General features: G+C 70.3%; 26 protein-coding genes. 14 read left to right on the forward strand and 12 right to left on the reverse strand.

What is annotated here, in order from left to right; all coding sequences use genetic code 11:
* Positions 1-85: 85 nt before the first annotated feature.
* The 3 genes from ABG085_RS16225 to ABG085_RS16235 are packed head-to-tail and all read right to left on the reverse strand — an operon-like array spanning position 86 to position 2,776.
* Positions 86-937 carry a hypothetical protein gene (locus tag ABG085_RS16225; protein ID WP_347976776.1) on the reverse strand — a complete coding sequence of 284 codons (852 nt, stop codon included), beginning with the start codon at positions 935-937 and terminating at the stop codon, positions 86-88.
* 1 nt (position 938) lies between these two features.
* Entirely contained in the window at positions 939-1,637 is a 699-nt protein-coding gene (locus ABG085_RS16230) for an iron-containing redox enzyme family protein (protein WP_347976777.1), read from the reverse strand.
* Positions 1,634-2,776 carry a 3-oxoacyl-[acyl-carrier-protein] synthase III C-terminal domain-containing protein gene (locus ABG085_RS16235; RefSeq protein WP_347976779.1) on the reverse strand — a complete coding sequence of 381 codons (1,143 nt, stop codon included), beginning with the start codon at positions 2,774-2,776 and terminating at the stop codon, positions 1,634-1,636. Before ABG085_RS16235 ends, ABG085_RS16230 begins: the two co-directional genes overlap by 4 nt.
* Positions 2,777-2,914: 138 nt before the next feature.
* Here ABG085_RS16235 and ABG085_RS16240 point away from each other — a divergent pair, with 138 nt between their 5' ends.
* Positions 2,915-3,910: an NADP-dependent oxidoreductase gene (locus tag ABG085_RS16240; protein WP_347979225.1), complete on the forward strand. Its 996-nt coding sequence runs from the start codon at positions 2,915-2,917 to the stop codon at positions 3,908-3,910.
* A gap of 29 nt (positions 3,911-3,939) precedes the next feature.
* Here ABG085_RS16240 and ABG085_RS16245 read toward each other — a convergent pair whose 3' ends face one another.
* Positions 3,940-5,319 (reverse strand): MFS transporter, encoded by a 1,380-nt coding sequence (locus tag ABG085_RS16245; RefSeq protein ID WP_347976780.1) that lies wholly within the window; start codon positions 5,317-5,319, stop codon positions 3,940-3,942.
* 181 nt (positions 5,320-5,500) lie between these two features.
* Positions 5,501-6,112: a TetR/AcrR family transcriptional regulator gene (locus ABG085_RS16250; RefSeq protein ID WP_347976782.1), complete on the reverse strand. Its 612-nt coding sequence runs from the start codon at positions 6,110-6,112 to the stop codon at positions 5,501-5,503.
* A 159-nt stretch (positions 6,113-6,271) separates the two neighbouring features.
* Between ABG085_RS16250 and ABG085_RS16255 the strand changes: the two genes are divergently transcribed.
* The 8 genes from ABG085_RS16255 (at position 6,272) to ABG085_RS16290 (ending at position 12,288) form a co-directional block, all read left to right on the forward strand.
* Positions 6,272-6,862, forward strand: coding sequence for a hypothetical protein (locus ABG085_RS16255; RefSeq protein WP_347976784.1), 591 nt, complete (start codon positions 6,272-6,274; stop codon positions 6,860-6,862).
* Positions 6,859-7,440: a GNAT family N-acetyltransferase gene (locus ABG085_RS16260; protein WP_347976785.1), complete on the forward strand. Its 582-nt coding sequence runs from the start codon at positions 6,859-6,861 to the stop codon at positions 7,438-7,440. The genes ABG085_RS16255 and ABG085_RS16260 overlap by 4 nt, the downstream gene beginning before the upstream one ends.
* 102 nt (positions 7,441-7,542) lie before the next feature.
* Positions 7,543-8,256: an alpha/beta hydrolase gene (locus tag ABG085_RS16265; protein WP_347976786.1), complete on the forward strand. Its 714-nt coding sequence runs from the start codon at positions 7,543-7,545 to the stop codon at positions 8,254-8,256.
* 137 nt (positions 8,257-8,393) lie between these two features.
* A complete protein-coding gene (locus ABG085_RS16270; protein ID WP_347976787.1) occupies positions 8,394-8,642 on the forward strand; it encodes a hypothetical protein in 249 nt (82 codons plus the stop codon).
* 125 nt (positions 8,643-8,767) lie between these two features.
* Positions 8,768-9,697 (forward strand): ABC transporter ATP-binding protein, encoded by a 930-nt coding sequence (locus tag ABG085_RS16275; protein ID WP_347976788.1) that lies wholly within the window; start codon positions 8,768-8,770, stop codon positions 9,695-9,697.
* Positions 9,697-10,431 carry an ABC transporter permease gene (locus ABG085_RS16280; RefSeq protein ID WP_347976790.1) on the forward strand — a complete coding sequence of 245 codons (735 nt, stop codon included), beginning with the start codon at positions 9,697-9,699 and terminating at the stop codon, positions 10,429-10,431. The genes ABG085_RS16275 and ABG085_RS16280 overlap by 1 nt, the downstream gene beginning before the upstream one ends.
* On the forward strand, positions 10,428-11,666 hold the full coding sequence (locus tag ABG085_RS16285) for a sensor histidine kinase (RefSeq protein WP_347976791.1): 1,239 nt from the start codon (positions 10,428-10,430) through the stop codon (positions 11,664-11,666). The genes ABG085_RS16280 and ABG085_RS16285 overlap by 4 nt, the downstream gene beginning before the upstream one ends.
* Positions 11,659-12,288, forward strand: coding sequence for a response regulator transcription factor (locus tag ABG085_RS16290; RefSeq protein WP_347976792.1), 630 nt, complete (start codon positions 11,659-11,661; stop codon positions 12,286-12,288). Before ABG085_RS16285 ends, ABG085_RS16290 begins: the two co-directional genes overlap by 8 nt.
* A gap of 47 nt (positions 12,289-12,335) precedes the next feature.
* Here the strand turns inward: ABG085_RS16290 and ABG085_RS16295 are convergent, their stop codons facing one another.
* Entirely contained in the window at positions 12,336-13,118 is a 783-nt protein-coding gene (locus tag ABG085_RS16295; RefSeq protein WP_347976793.1) for an alpha/beta hydrolase, read from the reverse strand.
* Positions 13,119-13,120: 2 nt separating this feature from the next.
* The gene (locus ABG085_RS16300) at positions 13,121-14,017 is read right to left on the reverse strand and encodes a hypothetical protein (protein WP_347976794.1); all 897 of its coding nucleotides are present in this window, start codon (positions 14,015-14,017) and stop codon (positions 13,121-13,123) included.
* Between the two features lie 108 nt (positions 14,018-14,125).
* On the opposite strand from ABG085_RS16300, the gene ABG085_RS16305 reads away from it, so the two are divergent.
* Together ABG085_RS16305 and ABG085_RS16310 are read left to right on the forward strand one after the other, a co-directional pair.
* Positions 14,126-15,316 carry a histidine kinase gene (locus ABG085_RS16305; protein ID WP_347976795.1) on the forward strand — a complete coding sequence of 397 codons (1,191 nt, stop codon included), beginning with the start codon at positions 14,126-14,128 and terminating at the stop codon, positions 15,314-15,316.
* Positions 15,313-15,921: a response regulator transcription factor gene (locus ABG085_RS16310; RefSeq protein WP_347976796.1), complete on the forward strand. Its 609-nt coding sequence runs from the start codon at positions 15,313-15,315 to the stop codon at positions 15,919-15,921. Before ABG085_RS16305 ends, ABG085_RS16310 begins: the two co-directional genes overlap by 4 nt.
* 60 nt (positions 15,922-15,981) lie before the next feature.
* Here the strand turns inward: ABG085_RS16310 and ABG085_RS16315 are convergent, their stop codons facing one another.
* The 3 genes from ABG085_RS16315 to ABG085_RS16325 all read right to left on the reverse strand — a co-directional run bounded on the left by ABG085_RS16315 (position 15,982) and on the right by ABG085_RS16325 (position 20,737).
* Positions 15,982-16,755 (reverse strand): hypothetical protein, encoded by a 774-nt coding sequence (locus ABG085_RS16315; RefSeq protein ID WP_347976797.1) that lies wholly within the window; start codon positions 16,753-16,755, stop codon positions 15,982-15,984.
* Positions 16,752-17,633 (reverse strand): ATP-binding cassette domain-containing protein, encoded by an 882-nt coding sequence (locus ABG085_RS16320; protein WP_347976798.1) that lies wholly within the window; start codon positions 17,631-17,633, stop codon positions 16,752-16,754. The genes ABG085_RS16315 and ABG085_RS16320 overlap by 4 nt, the downstream gene beginning before the upstream one ends.
* 116 nt (positions 17,634-17,749) lie before the next feature.
* Entirely contained in the window at positions 17,750-20,737 is a 2,988-nt protein-coding gene (locus tag ABG085_RS16325) for a DUF5107 domain-containing protein (protein ID WP_347976799.1), read from the reverse strand.
* A gap of 124 nt (positions 20,738-20,861) precedes the next feature.
* Between ABG085_RS16325 and ABG085_RS16330 the strand changes: the two genes are divergently transcribed.
* Entirely contained in the window at positions 20,862-21,752 is an 891-nt protein-coding gene (locus tag ABG085_RS16330; protein ID WP_347976800.1) for an AraC family transcriptional regulator, read from the forward strand.
* 93 nt (positions 21,753-21,845) lie between these two features.
* Here ABG085_RS16330 and ABG085_RS16335 read toward each other — a convergent pair whose 3' ends face one another.
* Positions 21,846-22,832 carry an aldo/keto reductase gene (locus tag ABG085_RS16335; protein ID WP_347976801.1) on the reverse strand — a complete coding sequence of 329 codons (987 nt, stop codon included), beginning with the start codon at positions 22,830-22,832 and terminating at the stop codon, positions 21,846-21,848.
* Positions 22,833-22,954: 122 nt separating this feature from the next.
* Between ABG085_RS16335 and ABG085_RS16340 the strand changes: the two genes are divergently transcribed.
* Together ABG085_RS16340 and ABG085_RS16345 are read left to right on the forward strand one after the other, a co-directional pair.
* On the forward strand, positions 22,955-23,839 hold the full coding sequence (locus ABG085_RS16340) for a helix-turn-helix transcriptional regulator (protein ID WP_347976802.1): 885 nt from the start codon (positions 22,955-22,957) through the stop codon (positions 23,837-23,839).
* 146 nt (positions 23,840-23,985) lie between these two features.
* Positions 23,986-24,924 (forward strand): LysR family transcriptional regulator, encoded by a 939-nt coding sequence (locus ABG085_RS16345; RefSeq protein WP_347976803.1) that lies wholly within the window; start codon positions 23,986-23,988, stop codon positions 24,922-24,924.
* A 20-nt stretch (positions 24,925-24,944) separates the two neighbouring features.
* Here ABG085_RS16345 and ABG085_RS16350 read toward each other — a convergent pair whose 3' ends face one another.
* Entirely contained in the window at positions 24,945-25,991 is a 1,047-nt protein-coding gene (locus ABG085_RS16350; protein WP_347976804.1) for a LacI family DNA-binding transcriptional regulator, read from the reverse strand.
* Positions 25,992-26,115 lie beyond the last annotated feature (124 nt).

Genomic DNA, 26,115 nt, shown 5'->3' on the forward strand with positions numbered 1-26,115 from the left:
GCGCGTTCCAACGGTGCGATGCTAACGCCCCCGCGAGGTGCGCGGCCGAGATCCGCCATGCCGCCGGTGCCCCGAAGCTCCGGAGTCAGTCGAACACGGCCGCCGTGTCGCGCGGGTAGGCGCCGCCGGCGAGCTTCACGAGCCGCGCGTGGGCGTACTCGCAGACCAGCGCGTGGCGGTAGACCATGCGCGGCACGTCGACGTTCGAGTCCATCCAGAGGCTCATGCCGGCGAGCTTCCAGTGCCGGAACGTCTCGTCGTCGCACACCAGCGCGAGGATCTCCAGGAACGAGTCGTCGAACCGGATGGAGTGCACCGCGCGGCGGTACTCCTCGACGGTCAGCGCCATCGAGAACGGGATGTTCATGAAGCACAGTGCGGTCTGGATGTCGAGGTTGAGCAGGCGGTGGCGCCGCCGTTCGGCGTCCAGGGGCGGGACGTCGAGCTGCGCGAAGTCGAGGTGCTCGGGCCGGGTCAGCGGGATGCCGTCCAGGGCGATGAGCACGTCGTAGACGTTGACGTCGTGCTCCACCACCGCCGAGTCGCCCAGTCCCGCGAGCGTCTCGGGCCGCAGCGTCACCGGCTCCATGTCAGCCGAGGTGTTCCGGATGATGAAGTTGACCAGATTCGTCTCGATCACGAAGTGCCGGATGAGCAGCTCCACGGCATCCGGCGACACGAACCTGCGGAGGAACCAGACGCACAGGGTGTCCATGGTCCGCAGCGGCATCCAGCGAAAGGGCAGCACGCGTTTGACGATCGAGACGAGTGCGACGAGCACGCGGGAGAGCACGCGCGCGACCGGATAGAGCCAGCGTCGTGACAGCCGCCGCTGGTCGTCGATGATCTGCCGCACCAGCGCGCGATCGAGCGGCACCGACGGATCGGCGTAGATCGCCTCCCACATGCTGGGGTCGGATCGCACGAACTCCGGCACGTCAGCGATCCAGTTCCTCGAGCTGCAGCGCGTAGAGCCGGGCGACCACCTGCGCGCAGCGGACGATCTCGTCGGCCGCCCGGTCGTCGATCGCACCCGAGGTCAGGATGGCCTCGAGATTCCCGGTGTGCTCGGCGTCGGCATCCTGGTGGTAGCGCATGAAATGCACCTGATTGTCGGCGAGCCCGAGCACCTCCTGGAAGCGGGCCGCCCACCCGGCGGCGCGCTTCGCGCCGAGCCCTTCGATGATGAACATCGCCCCCAGCAGCCCCACCGGATTCGGCCGGGCGGCGTAGTGGAACATGTACCCTGAGAGCGCCTCGGAGCCGACGTTCTTACGTCCGGCGCGCAGCTCGTCGAGAGAGCCGCCGATCGCGACGTAGTCCCGCTCGATCATGAGGTAGTCGCGGTGCTCCTCCTCGGCATGGCGGATCGCTGCGGAGCGCAGCTCGAAGTGGTCGATGTCGAAGCTGGCGGCCGCACGAGAGATCCACGGCGATCCGTCGACCACCTGCTGGCGAAGATTGAAGAGCAGCCGCCGGTAGTCGTCGAGCGTCACCGTCCCTTCGGCGAGCCGCGCGAGGAGCGGCACGGCATCGAGACGCTCCTCGAGCTCGACCCAGACGTCGGCGAGCCGTTCGAACAGCGTTTCGGCGCCCGCAGGCGTCACCTCGGTGGCCGCAGTCGTGGTGGTGCTCATGTCGATGCTCCTTGCTGATCCGGTGGGGCGACCACCGTGAGGTGGGCGAAGGCGAACGAGAATCGTCCCGACTCGGGCACCGCGAGCAGCACCGTCTCGCCGGGCGCGAACCGCCCGGCGTGCCAGGCCTCTTCGAGGGCGATGAAGATGCTCGCGGATCCGGTGTTGCCGCGGGTCTCGAGGTTCGAGAACCAGCGGTCTGTGTCGAGCGTGGGGATGCGGCGGCGCAGCGCCTCGAACGCGACGTCGCGGAACATGTTGGTGCTGTAGTGGCAGATGACGTGGTCGAGGTGTCGCACGTCGACGAGCCCGATGGCGACGAGCTCCTCGAACTGCCGGATCCCGGCATCCGCCAGGTCATCGAGCATCCCCACGTCCTGACGAAGCAGGAACATCCCGGCGGCCTCGGCGTCGGCGATGCCGACGTCCTGCCAGGTGCCGCCCACGGCCGGCTCGGGGCCGACCATCCCGGCGCGCATGCACACGTCGTACTCGTGGGCCAGGGAGACGTGACGCACCCAGTCGACCCGCAGCGAGGGCTTGTCGGGGTGCGGCTGGAACTCCACGATGACGGCGCCGGCGCCGTCCGACAGCATCCATCGGAGGAAGTGGGAGTCCATGCCGGCGCGGATGCCGTCGTAGCGCCGCTGCCGGAGGCTCCGGCTCGGCAGCTCCGAGCCGACGACGGCGGCCCGCGGATGGTCACCGAGGCGGATCTTGCTGACGGCGGCGTCGAGCGCTGCCAGGCTCGACGCGCAGACGCCCGATGCCGACAGCAGCTGCATCGGTCCGCCGCCGAGGCGTCCGTGCACCATCGAGGCGAATCCGGGCACGAGGACGTCGCCCATCGTCGTCGCGCACGCCAGCATGCGGAGGTCGGTCGCATCGATGCCGCGATCGTCGAGCGCCGCACGGAGGGCCTTCACGGCGAGCTCCTCGTTCAGCTCGGTCGGTTCACCCTGCTCGTCGAGCGCATAATGCCGCTGACGGATGCCGTTGGCCTCCAGGACGCGGCGGCGGATACGCGCCGTGACGGGGTCGTCGCCGCCGAGCCGGGCCACGATGCCGTCGTTGTCGACGGGCGCACCCGGCAGATACCGGCCGAAGCCGGTGAGGTAGGCAGTCGCCGTTGCGCCCATGGTGATGACACTAGGGGCACAACCCTTCCGTCTCTTTCCTTCGCGCGTGAGAATTACCGAGCGCTCTCATTTTTGAGTACACTCTGTTATATAGAGGTGACCCGAACGCCTCCCGACGAAGAGGAGTACGACACAGCTATGAAGGCGTTCGCCGTTTCTGCATACAAGGGTCCCCTCGAGCCGATCGAGGTGCCCGAACCGCACGTCGGGCGCTCCGACGTGCTCGTTCGCGTGCGCGCCGCCGGGGTCAACGTCCTCGATGAGAAGATCCGGCTCGGCGAGTTCCGGCAGATCCTGCCGCACGCGTTTCCGCTCATCCTGGGCCACGATGTCGCGGGAACGGTGATCAGGGTCGGCGCGGACGTGCGGGGCCCCAAGCCCGGCGACACGGTCTATGGCCGCGCGGACGACGATCACATCGGCACGTTCGCCGAGCGCATCGCGGTGAACGAAGCCGACGTCGCAATCGCTCCAGTCTCCGTCGACATCGCGGCGGCGGCCTCGCTCCCCCTGGTGGCGCTGACGGCGTGGCAGGCGCTGGTGGAGCGCGGCCGGGTTCGACCGGGCCAGAAGGTGCTCATCCACGGCGGCGCCGGCGGGGTCGGGTCGATCGCGATCCAGCTGGCCAAGCACCTGGGCGCGACGGTCGCCACAACGGCCGGCAGCGCCGATGCACCGTTCGTGCGCGATCTGGGCGCGGACATCGTCATCGACTACCGGTCCGAGGACTTCGTGCAGCAGCTCAGCGGCTTCGACCTCGTGCTCGACGGCGTCGGCGGCGAGAACCTGGAGAGGTCGCTGCGCATCCTGCAGCCCGGCGGGCGAGCCATCGGCATCGCGGGCCCTCCCGACCCGCAGTTCGCACGGGATGCCGGACTCAACCCCCTCGTGCGGCTCGCGATCCGCGGCCTCAGCCGGAAGGTGCGCAGGCACGCGCGAAAGCTCGGCGTCGGCTACGAGTTCCTGTTCATGCACGCCAGCGGCGAGCAGCTGCGTGACATCAGCCGATTGGTCGACGAGGGCGTGCTGCGGCCGATGGTCGGACGAGTGCTCCACTTCGACCAGACGGCCGAGGCGCTCCGCCTCGTCGCGGCGGGCGGCTCACGCGGGAAGACCGTCGTGAGCATGCCGTAGCTGCGCTGGGCGGCGCCCTCCGGCATCCGTCAGCCCGCGCGTCGCGGCCACAGCAGCGACGCCAGGCCCGTGAGGAGCGCTACGGCGGCGGCGAACCAGTAGCCCGAAGCGAACGCGGCGAATCCTGGAGCCACGAGGGCCGCGGCCGCCACGCTCGACACGGCCGAGACCCCTGCAGCGGCGCCGAACTCGTGGAAGGTGCTCAGCGCGCCCGACGCGACGCCGGCCTCGGCCGGCTCCACAGCGGAGAACATGCTGCCCGACGCCGCGACGAACACCGCGCCCACGCCGAAGCCCGCCACGCTCGTGCCGACGATCAACGCCGTCATGGAGAAGATCCCTGCCGCTGCCGCGAGTCCCGCAGCAGTGATGAGCAACCCCGTCACCGAGACCGTCCGCACGCCCCACCGCGGGATGATGCGGCCGCCGAGCGTCGCGCCGAGGATGGTGGCGGCCGCGACGGGCAGGAACGACAGCCCCGTCTCCAGCGCGGTGAATCCATGGAGGTGCTGGAGCGAGAACGAGCCGAGGAAGAAGACCGAGATCATCAGGGCGGCCGCGACGAAGATCAGCCCCAGCCCCCGCAGCACCGGTCCTCGTCCGAGCATCGCCGGTTCGATGAGCGGGGCTGCGACGGTGCGGATCCGCCAGGCGAAGAGCGCGTATCCCACCAGCGCGGCGCAGACCGTAATCACGGTGGAGGCGCTCAACCAGCCGTCATCACCGGCCGCGGCGAGTCCGTACACCGCGGCACCCGTCGCCGCCGTCACCAGCGCCGCGCCGAACACGTCGAGGCGGCCGCCCGATCCCGGCAGCGATCGGACCGATCGCACGAGCCCGATCAGCAGCAGGATGCCGACGGGCACGTTGACGAAGAACACCCACGGCCACCCCGGCCCGGCGGTCAGCAGACCACCGAGCAGCACGCCGATCGCGGCGCCCGCGCCGCCGAGGGCCGACCACACGCCGAGGGCGCGGGTGAGCTCCGCGCCCGCGAACGTCCGCACGATCACCGACAGGGCGGCGGGCGACATCGCCGCTGCTCCCACGCCCTGGAGCGCGCGGGCGAGCAGCAGCATCTCGCCGCTTCCCGCGAGCCCGGCGAGCAGCGAGGCCGCGACGAACACCGTCAGGCCCGCCACCACCACACGGCGCGGACCCAGGATGTCGGCAGCCTTGCCGCCGAGCAGCATCAAGCCGCCGAACACGAGGGCGTAGACGCTCGCGACCCACGCGACGGTGGTGCGGTCCAAGCCGAGATCGGCCTGCATGTCGGGCAACGCGATCGCGACGACCGTGACGTCGACGATCAGCATCAGCTGCGCCACCCCCAGGAGGGCGAGGATCCGCCAGCGGGACGGATCGGCGGCGGGAAGGGCCTTCGCGGCCGCGGAATCTGAGGTGTGCACGACGACAACCTTTCTAAATCGAACAACGGTGTACGAGTACGGTAAACCGTACACGCGTGTTCGACAAGAGGCGTGGTGCCGGCTGGGACAGGGTGGGCGGGTGCCCGGCGCTGGGCGCGCCGAGCGTCGGAGACCGCCCCGACCTCATCCGACACCCGCGAGCGCGAGCCGATCGAAAGGGTCAGACGGCGAGCGCGGCGAGGCTCGTGTCGCGCACCAGAGCGGGCGCCTCTTCGGCGGTGATCTCGCCGCGGTGAACGGCAGCCGACGCCCCGTGCAGGATCGCCTGGATGACGCTGATCTGCCAGTCGATGGGCATGTCGGGGCGGAATTCGCCGGCGTCGCGTCCGCGCTCGAGCAGTGCCCGCACGCGAACCGCGGGCTCGTCGTGTGCACGGCGGATCTGCTCGGGCGGCAATGCTTGAGACGCCGCGACGACGACGGCACCGAACCGGTGGGTCAGATGCCAGGTGGCCTCGAGCAGGCGACCGAGAGATTCGCGAGGGTCGCCGTCGAGGTCGAGGTTCGCCAGTGCCTCCTCGGTCTGCGAGATCGCGCGGTCCACGACCTCACGGATGAGGCTCGCCCGAGAGTCGAAGTGACCGTAAAGGGTCACCCGCCCGACGTTCGCCGCCTTGGCGATATCGTTGACGCTCGCGTCAGGGTCGACGGCGAGGAGCCTCGTGGCGGCGGCGATGATGGCCTCGATGTTGCGCACGGCGTCCGCCCGCTTCGCCCGATCGTGGGCGGACGCACCCGCAGGTGCAGGGACCTTCGTTCCCGCTGCGGCCACGGTGACCTCCCAAATCAGACAGTCACGTGCACTTTAGCCTGCTGGCGCGTCGCCATCGGCTCGTTCACCGAGGTGGGCGGGAAAGGCTTCCAATAACTCGAACACTGGCGTACAGTTTAGTAATTCGTATATCGGTGTTCAAGAAAAAGAGGATTCGAGATGGATGCCGTCCTCACGCAGGAATCGACCGACCGCGCACGGCCACCCCGACGTGCAGGTGCGTGGTGGCAGGTGGCGTGGCCCATCGCACTCGCGGTGCTGGTGGCCGCCGCCACCGCTTACGGGTTGACTGATGGCCGCGACGTCGCCCCGGTGGTCGCGGCATCCGGTCTCGTCTATCTCGCTGCGGCCGCCACGCAGCGGCGGTGGGCGGCGTGGGTCGCCTTCGGCATCGCGTTCGCCCTCATCTCGCTGGACAAGTTCGCAGATCTGGATGCCATGCCGTGGCTGCTGGTGCTGGCCGGAGTGCTGGTCGTCGTCGGACCCGCGTCCCGCCGCGCCCATCCCTGGTGGGCGCTGCCGCTGCAGACGGCGGCGATGCTCGTGCTCGGCGCGACCGCCGTGGTGGCCCTGCGGCTCGAGCCGACCGTCGGCGGTCTACTGGTCGCGGCCGCACTGCTCGGTCACGCAGCGTGGGACGTTCACCACCATCGCACCGGACGCGTCGTCGACCATGCCCTCGCCCGCTTCTGCGCGGTGCTCGACGTCGCGGTCGCGGTCCTCGTCGGCGTCGTCACCCTCACCGCATGACGACCGCCGAGGCAGCGCGCCGACAAGCGCTGCGGATCACCACCGACGCCGGGGTGCTGCTGCGCCGACCGTGCGAAGCCGACGCCCCGGGGGTCTTCGCCGTCCACGGCGATCCTTCCGTCTACCGCTTCGACCCGCAGGAGACGCACGCCGACGTCGAGCATTCCGCGCGGTTCCTGGTGCCGATACTCGACCACTGGGCCGAGCACGGGTTCGGCTACTGGACGGTGCTCCTCCCCGCTGCGGACTGGCCGGAGGGCGTGCCCGGCGCCGACGTCGCCGACGGAGCCCGGGTGTTCGCCGGTCTCGGCGGCATCCGGCATCACACCCTGGATGGCCGGCCGGTGCTCAATGTGTACTACCGCTTCGCCCCGGCCGCACAGGGACGAGGACTGGCGCGCACCGTCGTGGAGCAGGCGCTGGCGTTGGCGCCCCTCCTCGCGCCGGGCACCGACGTCGTGGTGCGCACCCGCCCGGCGAACGTCGTCGCACGCCATGTCGCCGAGCGCGCCGGCTTCGTCGACGAGGGTCTGGAGCCCGGCACCACCGACATGCAGCTGCTGCGCCGCCGCTTCTGACGGCCGGCGCCGCCGGGACGGACGTCGGGCGGAATCGCGACGTGGGTCGGCGGGTGCATCAGCGGTGGGAGGATCGGTAGTCGCTGACAAGAAGGAGCAACCATGCCCGCACCCACCGTCGTCCTCGTCCACGGAGCCTTCGCCGAATCGGCGAGCTGGAGCGGCGTCATCGCCGCCCTGCAGAGTCGCGGCGTCAACGCGATCGCGACCCCGAACCCGCTCCGCAGCGTCACGACCGACGCCGCGAACGTGCGCAGCGCCGTCGAGTCGATCGGCGGCCCCGTGCTGCTCGTCGGCCACTCCTACGGTGGCGCCGTGATCACCGAAGCCGCCGTCGGCAGCGACGCAGTCGCGGGCCTCGTCTACGTCGCCGCGTTCGCCCCCGACCACGGCGAGACCGCCCTCGGCCTGACCGGCCAATTCCCGGGCAGCACGCTGGGCGAGACCGTCCGCGCGTACCCGCTGGGCGACGGCACGAACGACCTGATCGTCGACCGCGAGCTGTTCCCGAACCAGTTCGCGGGCGATGTTCCGCTCGAGGACGCCAAGATCGCCGCGGCGACCCAGCGCGCCATCCGCGACTTCGCCCTCGGCGAGCCGCAGCCCGCCGAGACGCCGGCGTGGAAGACCCTCCCGTCGTGGTTCGTCTTCGGCACCGGCGACAAGAACATCCCCGCCGAAGGACTTCGTTTCATGGCCGACCGCGCCGGTTCGCGCAAGACCGTGGAGATCGAGGGAGCGTCCCACTCGGTGATGGTCTCGAACCCCGGCGCCGTCGCCGACCTGATCCAGGACGCGCTCGCCCACCTGTCCTGAGCCGCACGTGACGGTGGGATCCGCCCCGGCGGATCCCGCCGTCAACCGATCGATCGATCACCGGCGCAGCCGCTGCGTCCTCGAGACGGAGCCGATCGCCGGATGTGCCCGCGCCCGCTTCACGGGAGCGTCGAAGCATGGCACAGAACGACTACTCCTCCACCGGCGCGGACAGGGGCGCACCGCTGGACGGCGCGGCCCTCGTCACCCGCCGACTCGCGGGATTGCTCGGCCGGCTCGCGAAGGCCCTCTCGCACCGGCGGCGCCCGACGGATCTGACCAACGAAGAGCACCTTCAGCTGCGGCTGGCCGAGAGGCAGCGGCGCGAACGCGAGTACGCGGCGCTGATGCTGCTGCTGGCGACGACGTCGGGAGCGCTGCGATGATGCGCCGGCTCTCGCCGGCTGATCGCGCATCAACCGAACGGTGGAGCGTGGAATCATCCGGCGCCGCCCGCCCTCTCAGCCGACGTGGTGACGCGAGTGCCGGCACGGGGCGCCAGCCTGAGACCATGCCCATCGCTCAGATCGCCGGACTCCGCAAGGGGTACGCCGGCCGCACCGTGCTCGACGATGTGACGTTCGCCGTGGAACGCGGGGAGATCTTCGGCATCCTCGGGCCGAACGGTGCCGGGAAGACCACGATCGTCGAGATCCTGGAGGGACTTCGCCGTCCCGATGCGGGGTCGGTGCGCGTCCTGGGGATGAACCCGTGGAAGGAGCGGCGCCGGCTGAGCGAGTCCATCGGGGTGCAGCTTCAGAGCGCCCAGCTGCCCGACAACATCAAGGTCGCTGAGGCGCTGCGGTTGTACGCCTCGTTCTACGCGCGCCCGACGGACTGGCGCGTGCTTCTCGAGGAATGGGATCTCGTCCGTCTCCGCTCGGTGCGGTACGCGAAGCTCTCCGGGGGTGAGCGCCAGCGACTGATGATCGCCCTGGCGCTCGTCGGGCAGCCCGAGATCGTGTTCCTCGACGAGCTCACCACGGGGCTCGATCCGAACGCGCGCCACGCGACCTGGGAACTCGTGCGCCGCCTGCGCGACACCGGTGTGACTGTCGTGATCGTGTCGCACCTCATGGACGAGGTCGAGTATCTGTGCGATCGGGTCGCCATCCTCGACGGCGGAGCGATCGTGGCGGTCGACTCACCCGCCATGCTCACCGCTCGGCTGGGCGGCGAGAGGACGATGCGCTTCGTGCTCGCCGGGGGCGCGTCCGCCACCCTTGACACGGACTTCCTCCACGGGCTGCTCGGCGTGATCAACGTGCGGCGCCTGGGCCGCTCGGTGACCGTCACCGGAAGCCGGGACATCGCCGCGCGCGTGGAGGCCGCGCTCGCCGAGCATGAGGTGCCGATCACCGATCTGCGTGTCTCCGACACGACGCTCGAAGACGCGTTCATGTCATTGGCCGACCGGTCGAGCGACGGAGGTGCTTCCTGATGTCCACGATGGCGCGGCGCGATGCCCGCTCCCACGTGTCCGCGACCGCCACTCTCGCAGCGATCGAGGGGAGGCTGCTCCTCCGAGATCCGGCATCCCTCTTCACCGTCGCGATCCCGGTCTTCCTCCTCGTCGTGTTCGGCGCGTCCAGCGGGGCGGGCGCGACGGCGGTGCTGCCGACCACCCTCGCGACGGCGATCGGCCTGTTCGGGCTGTACCTCGTGCCGACCACCCTCGCGACGTACCGGGAGCGGGGCATCCTGCGCCGGCTCTCGGTGACTCCCCTATCGCCCGCGCGGCTGCTCGGCGTGCAGCTCCTGTTGCAGACGGTGCTCGCACTGGCGAGCTGCACCCTTCTCGTCGCGGTGGGAGCGGCGATGGGGGCGGCGCTCCCGGTCGACGTGGTGGCATTCGCAGCCGCCGTCGTACTAGGGCTCGCGTGTCTCCTCTCCTGCGGTCTCCTGATCGGCGCCGTCGCACCGAACGGCCGTGCGGCCAACGGCATCGGCGTGCTGCTCTACTTCCCGCTGGCGTACCTCGGGGGTCTCATCCTTCCTCCGCCGCTCATGCCTCCCGCCGTTCTCGCGATCGGGGCGTTCACTCCCCTGGGGGCCCTCCGCGACGCGTTGGCCGCAGCCTGGGACGGCGGCGGCAGCGCGCTGTCGCTCGGGGTGATGGCCGCGTACGCTGTCTGCGTCAGCCTCGCCGCCGTCACACTGTTCCGCTGGGAGTGATCGCGATCCCGCAGTCGAGCAAGCTCGAAGAGCGCCACAACCGCATCGAACGGATGCTGGCTGTGGCGCCCTACGTGCTGCTGCTCGTGCCGACGGCCGTGACGACGGTGCTCGGCGCAGAATGGCCGGACGGCCTCATCACCCTGGGCGTCGCGGCGGTCGCGGCGCTCTGGCTGTGGCTCATGGCGACACGACGCGAGCCCGGGGTGATCTTCTTCATCGGGCTCCTCGTGCTGATCGCGATCCTGGGGTGGCGCAACCCCTGGTTCGCCGGCCTGTTCGGTTTCACCGGCTACCTCTACGCGTGGACGGTGCTCCGGGGCGCGTGGCGCTATGCGGGCGTCACCCTCACGGCGATGATCAACGTCGCCGCTCTCATGGGCGATGTCCTGAGCAGTCCGCTCCAGTTCGCCGCGTATGTGTCGTTCGTGGTGCTGACCGTGCCGCTCGTGGTGCTCTTCAGCATGATGGGCGACGTGACGGCGGAACGCAGCGCCGCGTATCAGCAGACGGTGGCCCAGCTGCAGGACGTGATCGCTGAGAACGCCGAGCTGCACGAGCGGCTCGTCGCGCAGGCCCGCGAGGCCGGCATCCGCGAGGAGAGGCAGCGCATGGCGCGCGAGATCCACGACACCCTCGCCCAGGGATTCGCCGGCATCGCGACGCAGCTGCAGGCCGCGCAGCGCGCCGGGATCGCGGGCGACGACCTCGCCTGGCGTCACCACCTCGACCACGCGATCCGGCTCACGCGCGACGGGCTGGAGGAGGCCCGACGCTCTGTCCGCGCGATCGGCCCCGCACAGCTCGATGCGACGCTGCTGCCCGATGCCGTGGCCGCGATCGCGGCGGAGTGGAGCGATCGGAACGGCGTCCGCGCGACGGTGTCGGTGACGGGCGACTCGCGCCCCCTGCATCCGGAGGTCGAGGCCACCGTGGTGCGCATCGCGCAGGAGGCGCTTTCGAACTCGGCCAAGCACGCCGACGCCAGCCGTGTGGGTGTCACCCTTTCGTACATGGACGATCAGGTGGCCCTCGACATCCGGGACGATGGCGTGGGATTCGATGCCGCGCAGAAATCCGGCGACGGGCGTTTCGGTCTCACGTCCATGCGGCAGCGTGTGGCTCGGCTGGGCGGGGACCTGGAGGTCGAATCCGCGATCGGCTCCGGCACGGCGATCTCGGCCACCCTGCCCGCCATCGGCGCGCGCACCTCGGAGGAGGGATCGCATGCCTGACGTCGCCATCCGCCTGCTGATCGCCGACGACCACCCGGTCGTCCGCGACGGGCTCCGCGGCATGTTCGCGGGCGACCCGCGATTCGACGTGGTGGGTGAGGCGAGCGACGGCGCTCACGCCGTCGAGCTCGCACGCGCGCTCGACCCCGACGTCGTGCTGATGGATCTGCGGATGCCGCGTCTGGACGGTGTCAGTGCGATCCGGCGCCTGCGCGAGCTCGGGATCGCCGCCCGCGTGCTGGTGCTGACGACCTTCGACACCGACAGTGAAGTGCTGCCGGCGGTCGAGGCGGGCGCGACGGGCTACCTCCTCAAAGACGCCCCGATCGACGACTTGAAGCGGGCCGTCGAAGCGTCGGCGCGAGGTGAGTCGGTGCTCTCGCCCACCGTCGCCACCCGGCTCATGCACCAGGTGAGGGAGCCGGGATCGCCGATCAGCGATCGCGAACTGGAGGTGCTCTCGCTCATCGCCCAGGGCCGATCGAACAGAGAGGTGGCGGCGGAGCTCTTCATCAGCGAGGCGACCGTCAAGACGCATCTCCTCCACGTCTACGACAAGCTCGGCGTCAACGATCGCGCCGCCGCGGTGGCGGTGGGATTCCAGCGAGGGCTGCTGACGTGACCGCGCGGCTCGGCCTCGGTCTCGCCGGGAGCTCGAGGTTCGTCGCTTCAGCTGTCGCGCCCTGCCTCAGCGGAACGGGAGATCGGCATCCGCCGAAGACCCCTGCGGCCGGCGAGGAAGTCGGCGGCGAGGCGGGCGCATTCCTCCGGGTGCTCGTGCAGGAGGAGGTGCGTGGCACCCGGCAGCACCGCGAGGTGGCCGTCCGGGAGCGCACGATACAGCTCGATCGTGTGCTCGAGGGCGACGAGGTCGTCGTCGGCTGCGGCCACCAGTGCCGGACAGGTGATGCGGCCAAGCTCGCTCGCCGTCAACGGCTCTTCGTCGCGGGCGGCGGCCGCGATCTTGGCGGCGACGGCGGGGAAGTGGTCGATTCCGTCCGGCGAGACCTCGCCGTAGGCGTGCACGATCTCGGCCGGCCAGTCAGCCGTCGCAGCGGGCCGCACGAGAAGTCCGTCCGCATCGAACCACCCGCTGAAGAGCACGAGCGCGGTCACCAGCTCCGCTCGGCGCGCGGCGACCCGCAGCGCCACCGCAGCGCCGGCGCTGTATCCGACGACGGCCACCGGACCGCCGACGACCGCCTCGATGAAGCGGATCGAGTCGTCTGCCATGACCTCCAGCGTCAGGGGCCCCTCGACATCGGCCGTGCGGCCGTGTCCGCGCCGGTCGAGCAGGAGCAGCCGGTACTCCGATCCGAGCGCCGCCAGATTGTCGTCGAAGTCGCGGGAGTCGCTGAAGCCTCCGTGCATCATCAGGACGGTGGGACCGGCGCCGCGCTCCTCGAACCAGAGGTCGACGTCGCCGAGGGGAATCCTGCTGCTCCCGCTCATCGTCAGCTCCACATCGCGACGGTTGCGACGATGGCCGTCACGCCGATGACGACGTCGATGACGATGCACGCCTCGGCGAACCATCGCCACACGACCACGTTCCTGCGATGAAGCACGACATCCCAACCCGCGTGCAGCAGCCAGCCGATCCCGATGAGGATGCCGGCGGCCTCAGGGGTGACGAACACGGCGAGTGTCGCGAGAGCCGCATAGGCCAGCGCGCCGGCGGCGTGGAGCGTGAGCAGTCGTCGATCGCGGAACTGGCGACGAGCGAGGCCGATGACGAGGTACTCCGCGCCGAGGACGACGAGCGCCCAGGGCGGCGCGACGTCGGGGTTCAGGATCTCACCGAAGGTGAGCAGCAGCGCGAGGAGCGTCGGCCATCGGCGCGAGAGACGACGGGGACGGATGCCGGAGCCGGGCGCTTCCGCGATCGGCCGGCCGCGTCCGGACGCGAGGTCGCCGGGCAGGATGGCGACCAGCAGCGCGATCGCCGGGACGACGAGCACATGGCCGAGGAGCACGGCCGTCGGACCGGAGATCCCGCCCAGCCAGAACGGCAGGAGCGGCAGGGCGAAGGCAGTGCCCGTGACGATCACCATGCCGAGGATGGAGCGGTTCGAGCGGCCGCGCGCGAGCATCCAGACGGCGGTGCCCGCGCAAACATCGAAGGTCATGACGACGGCGACACCGGCGGGGTGGGCGAGGACGGACGACCACCCGAGGAGACTCAGCACGAGCGACGTGACCTGGTCGACGAGGATCATCGACACCGTCGCGGCGGCGAGGATCTCGAGGGCGCCGAGGAGCGCCCCGAGGAACGGAGTCGTACGGGCGCCGTCGCGGCGCCGCGGGAGTGCGGATGCGGATGCGGATGCGGAGAAGTGTGGTGTGGACATGACCCCAGCGTCGGTCGGACCGGCGAACGGTCCTACGGGAGCGATGCACGCGATTCCGTGGACATCGCACGGTCGGAACGTGCACCGGCCGACGGAGAATCTGTCGATATGGGCATCGCGGCGCACGGCGGACTCGACGACCGCCGGGTGGTCAGGGCTCGTGCACTCACCCTCGCGTGGCTGGCCGGCGCCGTCGTGACCAGCGTGCTCATGCCGGGTGTGGGACTGATCCGAGAGCCGCGGCCGACGTGGATCGTGCTGGGATCGATCGGCACGCTGTGCTTCGCCGTCACACAGGCGGGGGTGCTCTACGGGGCTGTGGCGCCCGGCGGAGTTCGGGGCAGACCGGGGTGGACCGCGGCGTTCGTCATCGCCACCGGGCTGTCGATCGCACTGGTCGCACCGGTGGCGGCGGGCACCTGGCAGTCGTGGGCATGGATCGGTGCGGCCGTCGTGGGGACGCTTCCCGTCCTGCTGCGACCGCGATGGGTCGTGGTCGCCGCCGCGGCCGTGTGCGTCATCGGCGCGGCCGTCGCCTCACTCACCGGCGGGCGGGCCGGTCAGGCGCTGGTCATCGTCGCTGTGATCGGGGCCACCTCGGCCGTCGTCAACCTCAGCGTGCTCTGGCTCTGGCGTGTGATCGCGGATGCGCAGGCGGGCCACGTGGCGATCGCCGCGCTCGCCGTCAGCGAGGAGCGGCTCCGGTTCGCCCGTGAGGTGCACGACATCCTCGGTCACACCCTTACGGTCATCGCCCTGAAGGCCGAGCTGCTCGAGCGCCGCTCGTCGGCGGCGCGCCCGGCGCCGCCGAACGCCGCAGGGCGCACCGCCGGCGTCCGGGATCCGAGTGAGGCGGCCGAGATCCGGCGGCTGGCCGCCTCCGCCCTCGAAGAGATGCGGGCCGCGGTCGCGGGGTCGCGATACGTGGAGCTGGTCGACGAGATCGACGCCCTGCGCCGGGTGCTCGAGGCCTCCGGAGTGCGGTGCACGGTGCGTGTCGAGGGTGATCCGGCAGGACGACGCCTCGCGACTCTCGCACCGATCGCTCGGGAGGCCGTGACGAATGTGCTGCGGCACAGCCGCGCGTCCTGGTGCGAGATCGCGCTGATGACCGTCGACCGCCGAACAGTGCTGGTGGTGCGCAACGACGGCGCCGCGCACGGCGCGACGCACCGGGACTCCGCCAGCGGAGGCCTTGCCGGAGTCCGCGAGCGGCTTCGGGAGGAGGGCGGCGTCCTGACGATCGTCCAGGACGACGACACGTTCGAGCTGCGTGCAGAGCTGGGAGCGCCCGCGTGATCCGTGTACTGCTCGCCGACGACGAGGAACTGATCCGCGCCGCCCTGGCGGTACTGCTCGACCTGGAGCCCGATATCGAGGTCGTCGCGCAGGCCCGTGACGGTCGGTCCGCCATCGAGTCGGCGCTGCGGCACCGACCGGATGTCGCCGTAATGGACCTCGAGATGCCGGAACTCGACGGCATGCGGGCCGCTGCCGAGCTGGAGCGGGCGCGCCCCGAATGCGCGACGGTGATCCTCACGGGCCGTGGACGACCCGTGCATATGGCGGCAGCGCTTCGTGCCGGGGCACGCGCCTTCGTCGTGAAGGGTGCTCCGGCATCGACCCTTGCGGATGTGATCCGGCGCGTCCACGAGGGCGGGCGCTACGTGGATCCCGTGCTCGCCGCTGAGGCGCTCACCATTCCATCCTCTCCGCTGACTGAGCGGGAGACCGAGGTCCTGCAGCTCACCGGTGACGGCCTGGACGTCGGGGGCGTCGCGGCACGCCTGCACCTTGCCCGGGGCACCGTCCGCAACCTGCTGATCTCGGTCCGCCTGAAGCTGGATGCGGCGAGCTCCCCCGACGCCGCTCGCATCGCCCGCGACGCCGGGTGGATCCGCTGATCCAGCCGGTGGACGGACGTCGGTCACCCGCGTCCCCGCGGAGCGCCGAGGCCGTGGGCGTCAGACGTTGCGTCGCTTGACAGCGATGGCAGCGGCCACCAGCCAGGCGGCCGTCCACAGCACGGTGGCGACGATGAGCGTGAGCGGGTCGAGCTGGCCCTGCGCACTCGTGAGGGAGACGAGCGTGGTGAGCGATGATCCGGGGATGGACTTCCCGATCAGGTTCACGGCATCGACGGGAATGAGGCTGAGGAGCAGGGGCACGAGGTAGAAGAAGCCGAGGATGACTCCGAGGGCTCCGATCGAGGAGCTCACGATCAGGCCGGCGGCGACGCCGATCAACGCACCGCACGTTTCCGCGAGGGCGACATCGAGCAGCACCCGGATCACCTCCGGCGACCACGCGCCCAGTCCTCCGCCTCTCAGGACGTCGGCAAGAGCGAACGTGCCGAGGGACGTGACCAGGGAGACGGCGAGGGCGATCGCCGCCACGAGCGTGTACTTCGCGAGCACCACGGGTGTGCGTGCGGGAACGACGCTGTATGTCTGGACCGCGGCGTTGCTCTCATAGTCGGATGTCGCCGTCATGATCCCGACGAGGATCAGGATGATGAACGTCGCGAACGAGGAAGGCGTCGCGGTGTCCAGGACCGCGGCCGCATCGACGGGTCCGGACGCCGCTGACGCCCAGATGAGGGTGACCAGGAACGGTGCGACGAGGGCGGCGGCGATCAGCCACTTGGTGGCGCGCAGCCCGGCGAGCTTGATCCCCTCCGATCGAAGTGTGCGGGCGAGCGTCACGCGATGGTCGCGGGCAGTCGGGGCGACACTCATCGCGACTCCTTGTCGGCCGGCTCCCCCGCGGCGAACTGCTGTTCTCCCTCGGTCAACGACAGGAACGCGTCTTCGAGAGAGCCCTGCTGCGAGACGAGCTGGTGCACGGGGATCGCGTGGGCTGCGGCGAGGTCCCCGATGGCTTCAGCGCTGATGCCGGTGAGCACCAGTGCGCCGTCGGCTGCCGTGCTGTCCACCAGCCCTCCGTTCGCGGTGAGGATGCCGGCCAGGTCCGCGCCGCGCGGTGAGCGGACGAGGACCGAGGAGCGGGTGGCCTGCGCGATGACGTCCGCGATGGGTCCGTCCGTGATGACGCGCCCTCTGCCCATGACGATGACCCGGTCCGCGGTCAACGCCATCTCGCTCATCAGATGGCTGGAGATCAGGATCGTCCTGCCCTCCGCCGCCAACGATCGGGCGAGTTCCCGCACCCAGTGCACGCCGTCGGGATCCAGCCCGTTCACCGGCTCATCGAGCACGAGCGTCGCCGGGTCGCCCAGCAGCGCGGCCGCGATGCCGAGCCGCTGACGCATCCCCAGCGAGTAGGTGCCGATGCGCCGGGACGCGGCATCCGTCAATCCGGTCATCGTCAGCACCGCGTCGACGCGGCCGTCGCCGATGCCGTTGGTCGCCGCCAGCGCGCGCAGATGTGTCCGGCCCGTCCGGCCCGGGTGCACGGCGGTCGCATCCAGCAGCGCCCCCACCGTCGACATCGGTGCCGGCGAGCGTGAGAACGGGGCACCGTCGACCAGCGCCGTGCCGGAGGTCGGCCGGTCCAAGCCCAGGATCATGCGCATCGTGGTCGATTTGCCGGCCCCGTTCGGACCGAGCAATCCCGTGACGCTGCCGGGGCGCACGGTGAAACTGACGTCGTCCACGGCGACGCGATAACCGAAGTGGCGCGTCAGCCGAGTCACCTCTATCAACCTGGGCTCCTCCTCGGTCACGCCCAGCCTACGTTCACCGCCGCGCCCGGCGGCGACGACAGGCCCGGTCAGTCCTCGGTGGTCTCGCGGGCGAACAGCAGGAGCTCCGGGAGGCTCGTGGCGAAGTAGTCGATCTCCCCGCCGGCGTGACGGGCCACGGGCGGAACGTGCTGAAGACGCGCCTCGCCCAGCGTCGAGGGCGGCTCGGTCTGCGGCAGTCCGTTGGCCGCGATCACCGCATCCCACGCCGCGATCGCCTGCCCTTCGCCGCCCTCCCACGGATGGAACGATCGCGTCGTCAGGATCTCGAGCGCCCGCGCCTCCTCGCCGGCGTCGACGAGCAGCTTCACGTACTCGATCGTCAGGTCGTCTCTGGTGAGCAACAGGTCCTCGACCGAGCGCAACCGGATGAAGCGCTCCGCCGACGACTGCCCGATCCGGATCGCGAGCTGGTCCTGCTCGTACCGAAGGCGGGCATCGTCGGGCGCGGCAGTCACCGCACGCTCGTAGAGATCCCAGGCCCGGGCGTCGTCGTGACCGATGTTGTAAGCGGCGAGCGCGGCATTGCGGAAGAGGACGGCGTCGACGCGTCCGAGGGTGATCGCCCGATCCCAGTGCGCGCCGGCCTCGGGGCGCCTCCCGTGCGCGTAGAGCAGCATCCCGATCAGCGAATGCGCCACGGCATCCTCCGGGTCGGCTGCGAGCGCCGCCTCGAGCGCGTCGAGCGCATCCAGCCCGAAGGGGAAGCATCGCGTGAGGTCGGCGCCCTGGGCGCGCTCGCGCTCCTCCGCGGCCCGTGCGGACTCTCCGCGTGCCTCGTGGACCGCGGCGGCGATGTAGTGCGCGATGGGGCGGACGTTGCCCGACCACGCGGCCGCTGCCGTGGCGGCCCACTCGAGCACCTGGAGCGCCTCGTCCAGTGCTCCGGCATTGCGCAGGTCCAACGCGACGTCGAGCAGCAGCCCGGCCTCGTCCGTCAGGGGTCGACCCGCGAGCGCCCTGATAGTGGCGTCGAGGGGATCGGCCTCGAGTGCCCGCAGCAGGACGGCTTCGGCATCCGTGTCTGCTCCGGAACGGCGGAGCAGGATCGCGCGGAGGGCGACACGGCGCGCGTCGTGGCCCACCACGCCGTCAAGGGTGTCGAGGACGCGCAGAGCGGCACGGTTCTGGCCGCGGTACGCCAGCGATTGTGCCAGGGCGAACCCCGCTGCCGCCGCCCAGGTGCCGTCCCAGCCGGCCTTGCCGAAGGCCTGCTCGGCCTCGGCGATCCGCCCGAGCCGCCGCAGCACCAGCCCGTGCAGGTAGAACGCCTCGGCATCCACCGGGTTCGCGTTGCGACGGGTGAGCCGCGCCAGCGCCGTCTGCACCCGCCCGAGTGCCGTGACGTAGTCCCCGGCGCGATAGTCCCGGTCGGCGAGCGCGAGGTTGATGCGGATGTCACCGGGATCGCGCTCGAGGCCCGCGTTCCAGTACGCGAGCGGCGAGCGCGTCGGGTGACGGTACTGGCTGAGGTGGATGCCCGTGAGGTAGAGCTCCTCGACGGAGTCGATCGCGTCGGGAGCGGGGGGCTCGTCGGCGACCCAGGGGTCTTCGTCACCGACGACAGTCGGGCTCCATCGCACCAGGAGCTGTCCCGCCGTGGTCAGCAGCTCCGCCGCGATCGCCTCGTCGCCGTCGAATCGCATGTCGGTCTCGAGCCGGAACGGCACTCCCGGATCGATGTCGACGTTCTGCGAGGCGAGCACCTCGCCGTCGCGGACGATTCTCGCAAGGGCGCCTCGGTGCGGTCGCGTCACCGCGAAGGTCGCCGCCCACGTGCCGTCGCGGTCGACGTGCACCGCCGCGTCGGGGGTGGCCTGGTGCGCCGTCCCGATCGCGGGGATCGGGTACCAGTACTGCGTGAACACCTTGGTCTCGCCGGGGAGCAGCCAGCTGAAGTCCGGCTGGTTGTCGGTGTAGACACCGGCCATGAGCTCGACGTAGGGGCCGTCGCAGTCGGTGAGCTGCGCGTCCCACGCCTGCCCGAGCGGCCCGGTCCCCCACGTCCACTGCTTCTTGCCGGGCGACACGCGACGCTCGGCCCAGTGCACGAAACCGGCGCCGGCGGCATGGTCGTACCCGCCGAAGAAGTCCTGGCCCGAGTCGACAATCATGTACGACGTCGGCACCGGGATGTTCTTGTACCAGTCGATCCGGTTCGCACCGGGGTCGGCCTGCGCGAGCGCCGGATAGTCGACGCCATAGTACGGCCGGTCGGCCTCAGGGAAAGCCGTCAGCGCGCGCCGCGCGTGATCGGCGACGTAGCGCACGTCCTCCGGGAAGAACGACTGGTAATCGTCGTGGACGAGCGCCGCGACGTTCGCCCACCAGAGGAACGTCTGGCGCTCGTCGGTCCGGTTGTGCAGGCGGACTGCGAGTTCGACGACCGAGCTGCCGGCGCGCAACCGCACGCCGTGCTGCGCCGACATGCGGGCGAACGGGTCGTGGTCGTGGCACCACACCGTCACGGTGCCGTCGTCGTCGTATTCGATGGATGCCTCGACGGGGAGGTAGGTCGCCGGCCGATGGTGCTGCGGCCAGTTGAACTCGACGCCGCCGCTGATCCACGGGCCGGCGAGCCCTACCAGCGCCGGCTTGATCACGTTGTTGCGGTAGAAGAAGTCGTAGCCCGTGGTCTTGTCGTAGCCGACGTGGATCCGACCGCCCAGCTCGGGGAGCACGACCAGGCGGACGTACTCGTTCTCGAGATGGATCGCATCCCAGTCGCGCAGCGTCGCCTCATCGGAGACGCTCTCGGTGAACGGCAACGGATACACCCTCCCGCTCGACCCCTGATACACCCGGTGGTCCAGGAACATCGGGTACCGGCTCGGCTCACCCGGCTCGTAGGTGCGGATGGTGAGCGGCTCGCGCCAGGCGACCGCACCGCCCCGCCGGATCACCGCCTCGAGCTCGGTGGGGGCATCGGGAAGCCGCAGCTTCTCATCGGGATCGTGCGACGTACCGAGGACCGTGGCTGTCTCCACGGCGTCGACGTCCGTCCGTTCAGCGGTCATCACTGACCTCCTCGGGGAGACTGCGGCGGAGTGCCGGGTTGCGGGATCTCTCGCGGAACTGAGCGAGCGGATACGACGCTACGAGCCGCCCGCACGCGGCGGTATGGTGAGAACGAGGGACTTCATGGACGAAACACCGATCGCCGGCGCACCGTTCTATCGCACGGAGGGCTTCGAGAACCAACGGCTCTGCGTCGTTCCCCGGCCCCAGATCGCGGCGGCGCTCGAGCGTGAAGGCACGCGGCGCATGACCGTCACGGATGCCGGATACTTTCCCACTGCGAGAGGGCACCGGCGGATCCGCCCGAACGGCGCGGCCGAGACCATCGTGATCCTGTGCGCCGCCGGTGCCGGCATCGTGCGGATCGCCGGCACGGCGTATGCGCTCACGCCGGGCACCTGCATCACCATCCCCGCTCACCAGTCACACGAGTACCAGGCGTCGCTCGATGATCCATGGACGATCTGGTGGATGCATGTGCGCGGCACGGACGTCTCCGAGCTGACCGGGCCGCTGCTCGGCATCCCCCGCCCGCTCACCAGTCTGCGCGCGATCGACGGCGTCGCTGCGCTGTTCGACGAGCTCGTGAGCCTGCTCGAGCGACGCCACTCCCCCGCGCACCTGCTCGCGGCCTCGGGCGTGGCGTGGCAGCTGCTGACGCGCGTGGTCGCCGACAGCATTCTTCCGGCGGACGGCTCGCCCCTCGAACGAGCGATGCACTTCCTCGAGGCGCGCGTCGACAGCAACATCCAGGTGGGCGAGCTGGCCGCGATGGTGGGCATGTCGCCCTCCCACCTGAGCGCGCTGTTCCGCCGGGCGACCGGAAGCGGGCCCGGCGCGTTCCATACCTCGGTGAAGATGGCGCGCGCCCGGAGCCTGCTCGACACGACGACGGCGAGCATCGGCGAGATCGCCACGGCCGTCGGCTACGCCGACCCGCTGTACTTCTCCCGCCACTTTCGCCGGGTGCACGGCGTCAGCCCGACCCAGTACCGGGCGCAGCACAAGGGCTGACCCGAGCTGCGCGCCGACGATAAGGCGCGAGCCTGACCCGGACTCCGTGTCGCGCGCAACGGTCCGAGCCGCACCTTCCGGCGCGTCCCCGGGTCAGCGAGCGACCATGCGCATTCCCGATTCGTCGTAGCGGTCGCCGGCGACGCCGAGCCGCTCGACCAGCGCGTTGAGATCGGCGATGTCGTCGGCCGACAAGCCGACCGTCGTCGCGGCGGCGTTCTCATCGATCCGCGAGCGACGGCGCGTGCCGGGGATGGGGACGATGTGCGGACGCTGCGCGAGCAGCCAGGCGAGCGCCACCTGCGCCGAGGTGGCGCCGCGCGCGGCGGCCAGGGCGGTGACGTGGTCGATGAGCGCCTGGTTCGCCGCGAGGTTCTCGGCCTCGAACCTCGGGACATGCGCCCGGATCTCGCCCGCCTCGAAGGTCGCGTCCGGGGTGACCGTGCCGGTGAAGAACCCCTTCCCGAGGGGACTGAACGGCACGAACCCGATGCCGAGGTCGTCGCACACCGGCAGCACCTCGACCTCGGGGTCACGGGTCCACAGCGAGTACTCGCTCTGCACCGCCGTCACCGGAAACACCGCGTGCGCCCGGCGGATCGTCTGGGCACCCGCCTCCGAGAGGCCGAAGTGCTTCACCTTGCCCGCCGCGACCAGCTCGCCGACCGTGCCGGCGACGTCCTCGATGGGGACATCGGGGTCGACACGGTGCTGGTAGAACAGGTCGATGGTCTCGACGCCGAGGCGCTGCAGAGAGGCGTCGGCCACGCGGCGGATCTGTTCCGGACGCGAGTCGGTGCCCTGCATCCGCCCCTCGACGATGTTCCATCCGAACTTGGTCGCCACGACGACCTGCTCGCGGATCGGGGCGATCGCCTCGCCCACGAGCTCTTCGTTGACATACGGGCCGTACACCTCCGCCGTATCGATGAAGGTGAGCCCCTGTTCGACCGCGTATCGCAGCACGCCGATCATGTCGTCGCGGTCTCCGGGGTTCGGGCCGTACGACATCGACATGCCCATCGCTCCCAGTCCGATGGCCGAGACCCGAAGTCCCTGGCCGAGTTCCCTCGTGTGCATGATTCCTCCGGTTGTCGAACTGCATCCATTCAACGCGCACCCGTGCTCGTGCGGCAGTGGCAGGTGTGACCGGTACCGGCAGTACCCCCTCCAGGCCAGGAGACGGGCGTACGGTCGAGGACATGGATCACCGGAGCGAAGCGCGCGAGTTCCTCACCACGCGACGCGCACGCATCACGCCCGACCTCGCGGGGCTGCCCGCTTTCGGCGGCAACCGACGCGTGCCCGGGCTCCGCCGCGAAGAGGTCGCCCTGCTGTCGGGAGTGAGCGTGGACTACTACACGCGCCTGGAGCGCGGCGACCTCTCCGGCGTGTCCGACACCGTGCTGCAGTCTCTCGCCCGGGCGCTGCAGCTCGACGACGCCGAGACCGCGCACCTGCACGACCTCGCCCGAGCCGCCAACGCGTCGCCCGTCGCCCGCAAGCCGCGTCAGACGACGACGACCGTGCGTCCCAGCATCCAGCGACTCCTCGATGCCATCACCGACGCGCCCGCGATCATCCGCAACAACTACTACGACTATGTCGCCGCCAACCGCCTCGGCCGTGCGCTCTACTCACCGGTGTTCGCCGAGCCGGCACCCAACAGCGCCCGGTTCGCGTTCTTCAACCCCGCCGCGCACGAGTTCTACCTCGACTGGGACAAGGTCACTCAGGAGTTCGTCGCCGCCATGCGCGGCGACGCCGGCCGCAACCCGTTCGACAAGCGGCTCAGCGACCTCGTGGGCGAACTGTCGACGCGATCCGAGAGATTCCGCACGTTGTGGGCCGCGCACGATGTCCGTTACCACCGCACCGGCGTCAAACGCCTTCATCACCCCGTCGTCGGCGACCTCGAACTCACCTACGAAGCCTTCGAGCTGCCCGCCGACCTCGGCCTGCAGCTGTCGACCTTCACGGCCGAACCGGCCACACCCTCCGAAGACGCGTTGAAGCTCCTCGCGACCTGGGCTGCCACTACCGACGCCCCCGCATCGCGGCCCGCGACACTCCACCGCGACGGCTGACCGACCGTCCGGATCTCAGGGCGGCGGGGGTCGGGCCCAGAGGGGGCGGTGTCGCCCTCGCCATCGACCAATCCAATCGCACCTTTGCAGATATAGACTCGGTCGATACTCGATGGCGGTGACCGGGAGTGGATTCCGAGGACGACATGAACGCTGAAGCGCCCTTGTCGCGTCTCGACCTGAACCTGCTCGTGGCGCTCAACGCCCTCTTGAGCGAACGCAGTGTGAGTCGCGCGGCGGATCGGCTTCACCTCAGCCAACCCACTCTGAGTGCTTCGCTCGCCCGGCTGCGGACGCACTTCGGCGACCAGCTGCTCGCCCGCCGGGGCAACACCTACGACCTCACGCCACTCGGCGCGCGGCTCGCCGAGCTCGTTCCGACCGTTCTGGAGGGGGCGCGCCGCATCTTCGAGATCGAGGCCGACTGGAACCCGGCGGGCTCGACGCGGGAGTTCTCGATCTACCTGTCGGATTACGGCATGGCGACGATCGCTCCGGTCGTCGCGCGGCTCAGTCACGGCCTGGCTCCCGACATCCGCTTCCGATTCCTGCTGCACACCCCTGCGATCGTCGACGACGCGGCGGAACGCCTGCGCTCCGTCGACGGCATCGTCCTCCCCCACGGCTTCCTGTCGAATCTGCCGTTCACCGATCTGTGGCGGGACGAGTGGGTGGTCGTCGCGTCGGAAGATCACCCCGCCGTCGGCCGCGGACTGTCGCTCGACGACCTCGCGAGCGCGAGCTGGGTGCTCACCTACCAGACACGCACGGCGTTCACGTCCGCCAGCCGCCAGCTGCAGCAGCTGGGGCTGGAGCCTCGGGTCGAAGTCGTGGTCGAGAGCTTCCTCGCGGTGCCGCAGTTCGTCATCGGCACGAGCCGGCTGGCCATGGTGCAGCGCGGTATCGCCCGGCTGATCGAACGGTTCGACGGCGTTGCCCTGCTCGACCCGCCGTTCGAGGCGACCCCCCTATCCAACGCGCTGTGGTGGCATCCCGCGTATCGGAACGACCCCGCCCACGCGTGGATGCGCGAGATCTTCGTGCGCGCCGGCGGCATCCTGAGCGAGCAATCGGCCGAGGGCTGACCGAATCCCGCGTGCGCCGATCAGCCTCGCTGCGTGCTGCGCCGCTCGACCAGCGTCGGCACGAGGCGGACGGCTTCGTGCTCGTGGTCGGCGTCCTCGAGCTCCTGCATCAGCAATCGGATGCCGGTCGCCCCGAGTTCCTCGCCCGGCTGACTGATCGTCGACAAAGGCACGGGGGCGTCCCAGGCAGCCTGGTTGTTGTCGTACCCGATGACGCTCACGTCGTCGGGCAGGCTGATCGCGGGTGACTCGGCGAACGCCTGCAGAATCCCCGCCGCGAGCAGATCGGATGCCGCGACCACGCCGTCGATCTCGCCGGCGGCGACGCGCGGGGCCAGAGACCGACCGACGTTCCAGCCGTCGGCACGGTTGATCCAGTCCGGCTGGACCGCATCGACGGGAGCGAGCCGGACCTCGGCGAGGGCGCGCAAGAAGCCGTCGCGTCGATCGGCGACGGGCTGAAGCGAGGCCGGCCCGCCGACGAACACCAGACGACGACGCCCCTGATCCAGCAGGTGCTTCGTCGCCAGCTGCCCGCCGAACGCGTTGTCGATGAAGGCGCTGCAGAACTGCGCCGAGGTGTCGTGGTAGTTCAGCATCACGAGTGGCGTGCGGCCTTGAGCGCGGGAGGCGATCGCGCGGAAATGCTGGGCATCGTTGAGCGTCAGCAGCGACCCGAGAACGAGCGACTGCTCGAACACCGCGAGCGCTCGCCGTTCGCGTTCGAGCTCGCCGCCGCTGTTCGCGAGGATCACCGACGCCCCCAGCTCCCCGGCGTGCGTCTCGGCGCCCTGCGCGATGTCGACGAAGAGCGAGTTGCCGAGATCGGAGAGCGCGAGTCCGACGGTGCGGCTGCCGCCTGCGGCGAGCGACCGCGCGGCACCGTTCGGCACGTACCGGAGCACGGCGATCGCGCGCCGCACCTTCTCCTGGGTCGACGGTGAGACCCGCTCGGGGTGATTCAGCACATTCGAGACCGTCGAGGGCGACACACCGGCGAATGCTGCAACGTCATCGATCCCCACGGAATCGGCGGGCCGCCGCCTCAAGGTCGTGGTCGAGATCACCCCATGATCCTACGCACATGATTGCAGCGCTCCATAATGCGGCCGAAGGCGGTATCGAATCGGTCGATAACCGCTATCGAAGATGCCATGCGGCGCTGGCTTTGCCGCGATGAACGCCGCTCCT

The organism is Microbacterium sp. ProA8 (genome assembly GCF_039905635.1).
GTDB classification, from domain to species: Bacteria; Actinomycetota; Actinomycetes; order Actinomycetales; family Microbacteriaceae; genus Microbacterium; species Microbacterium chionoecetis.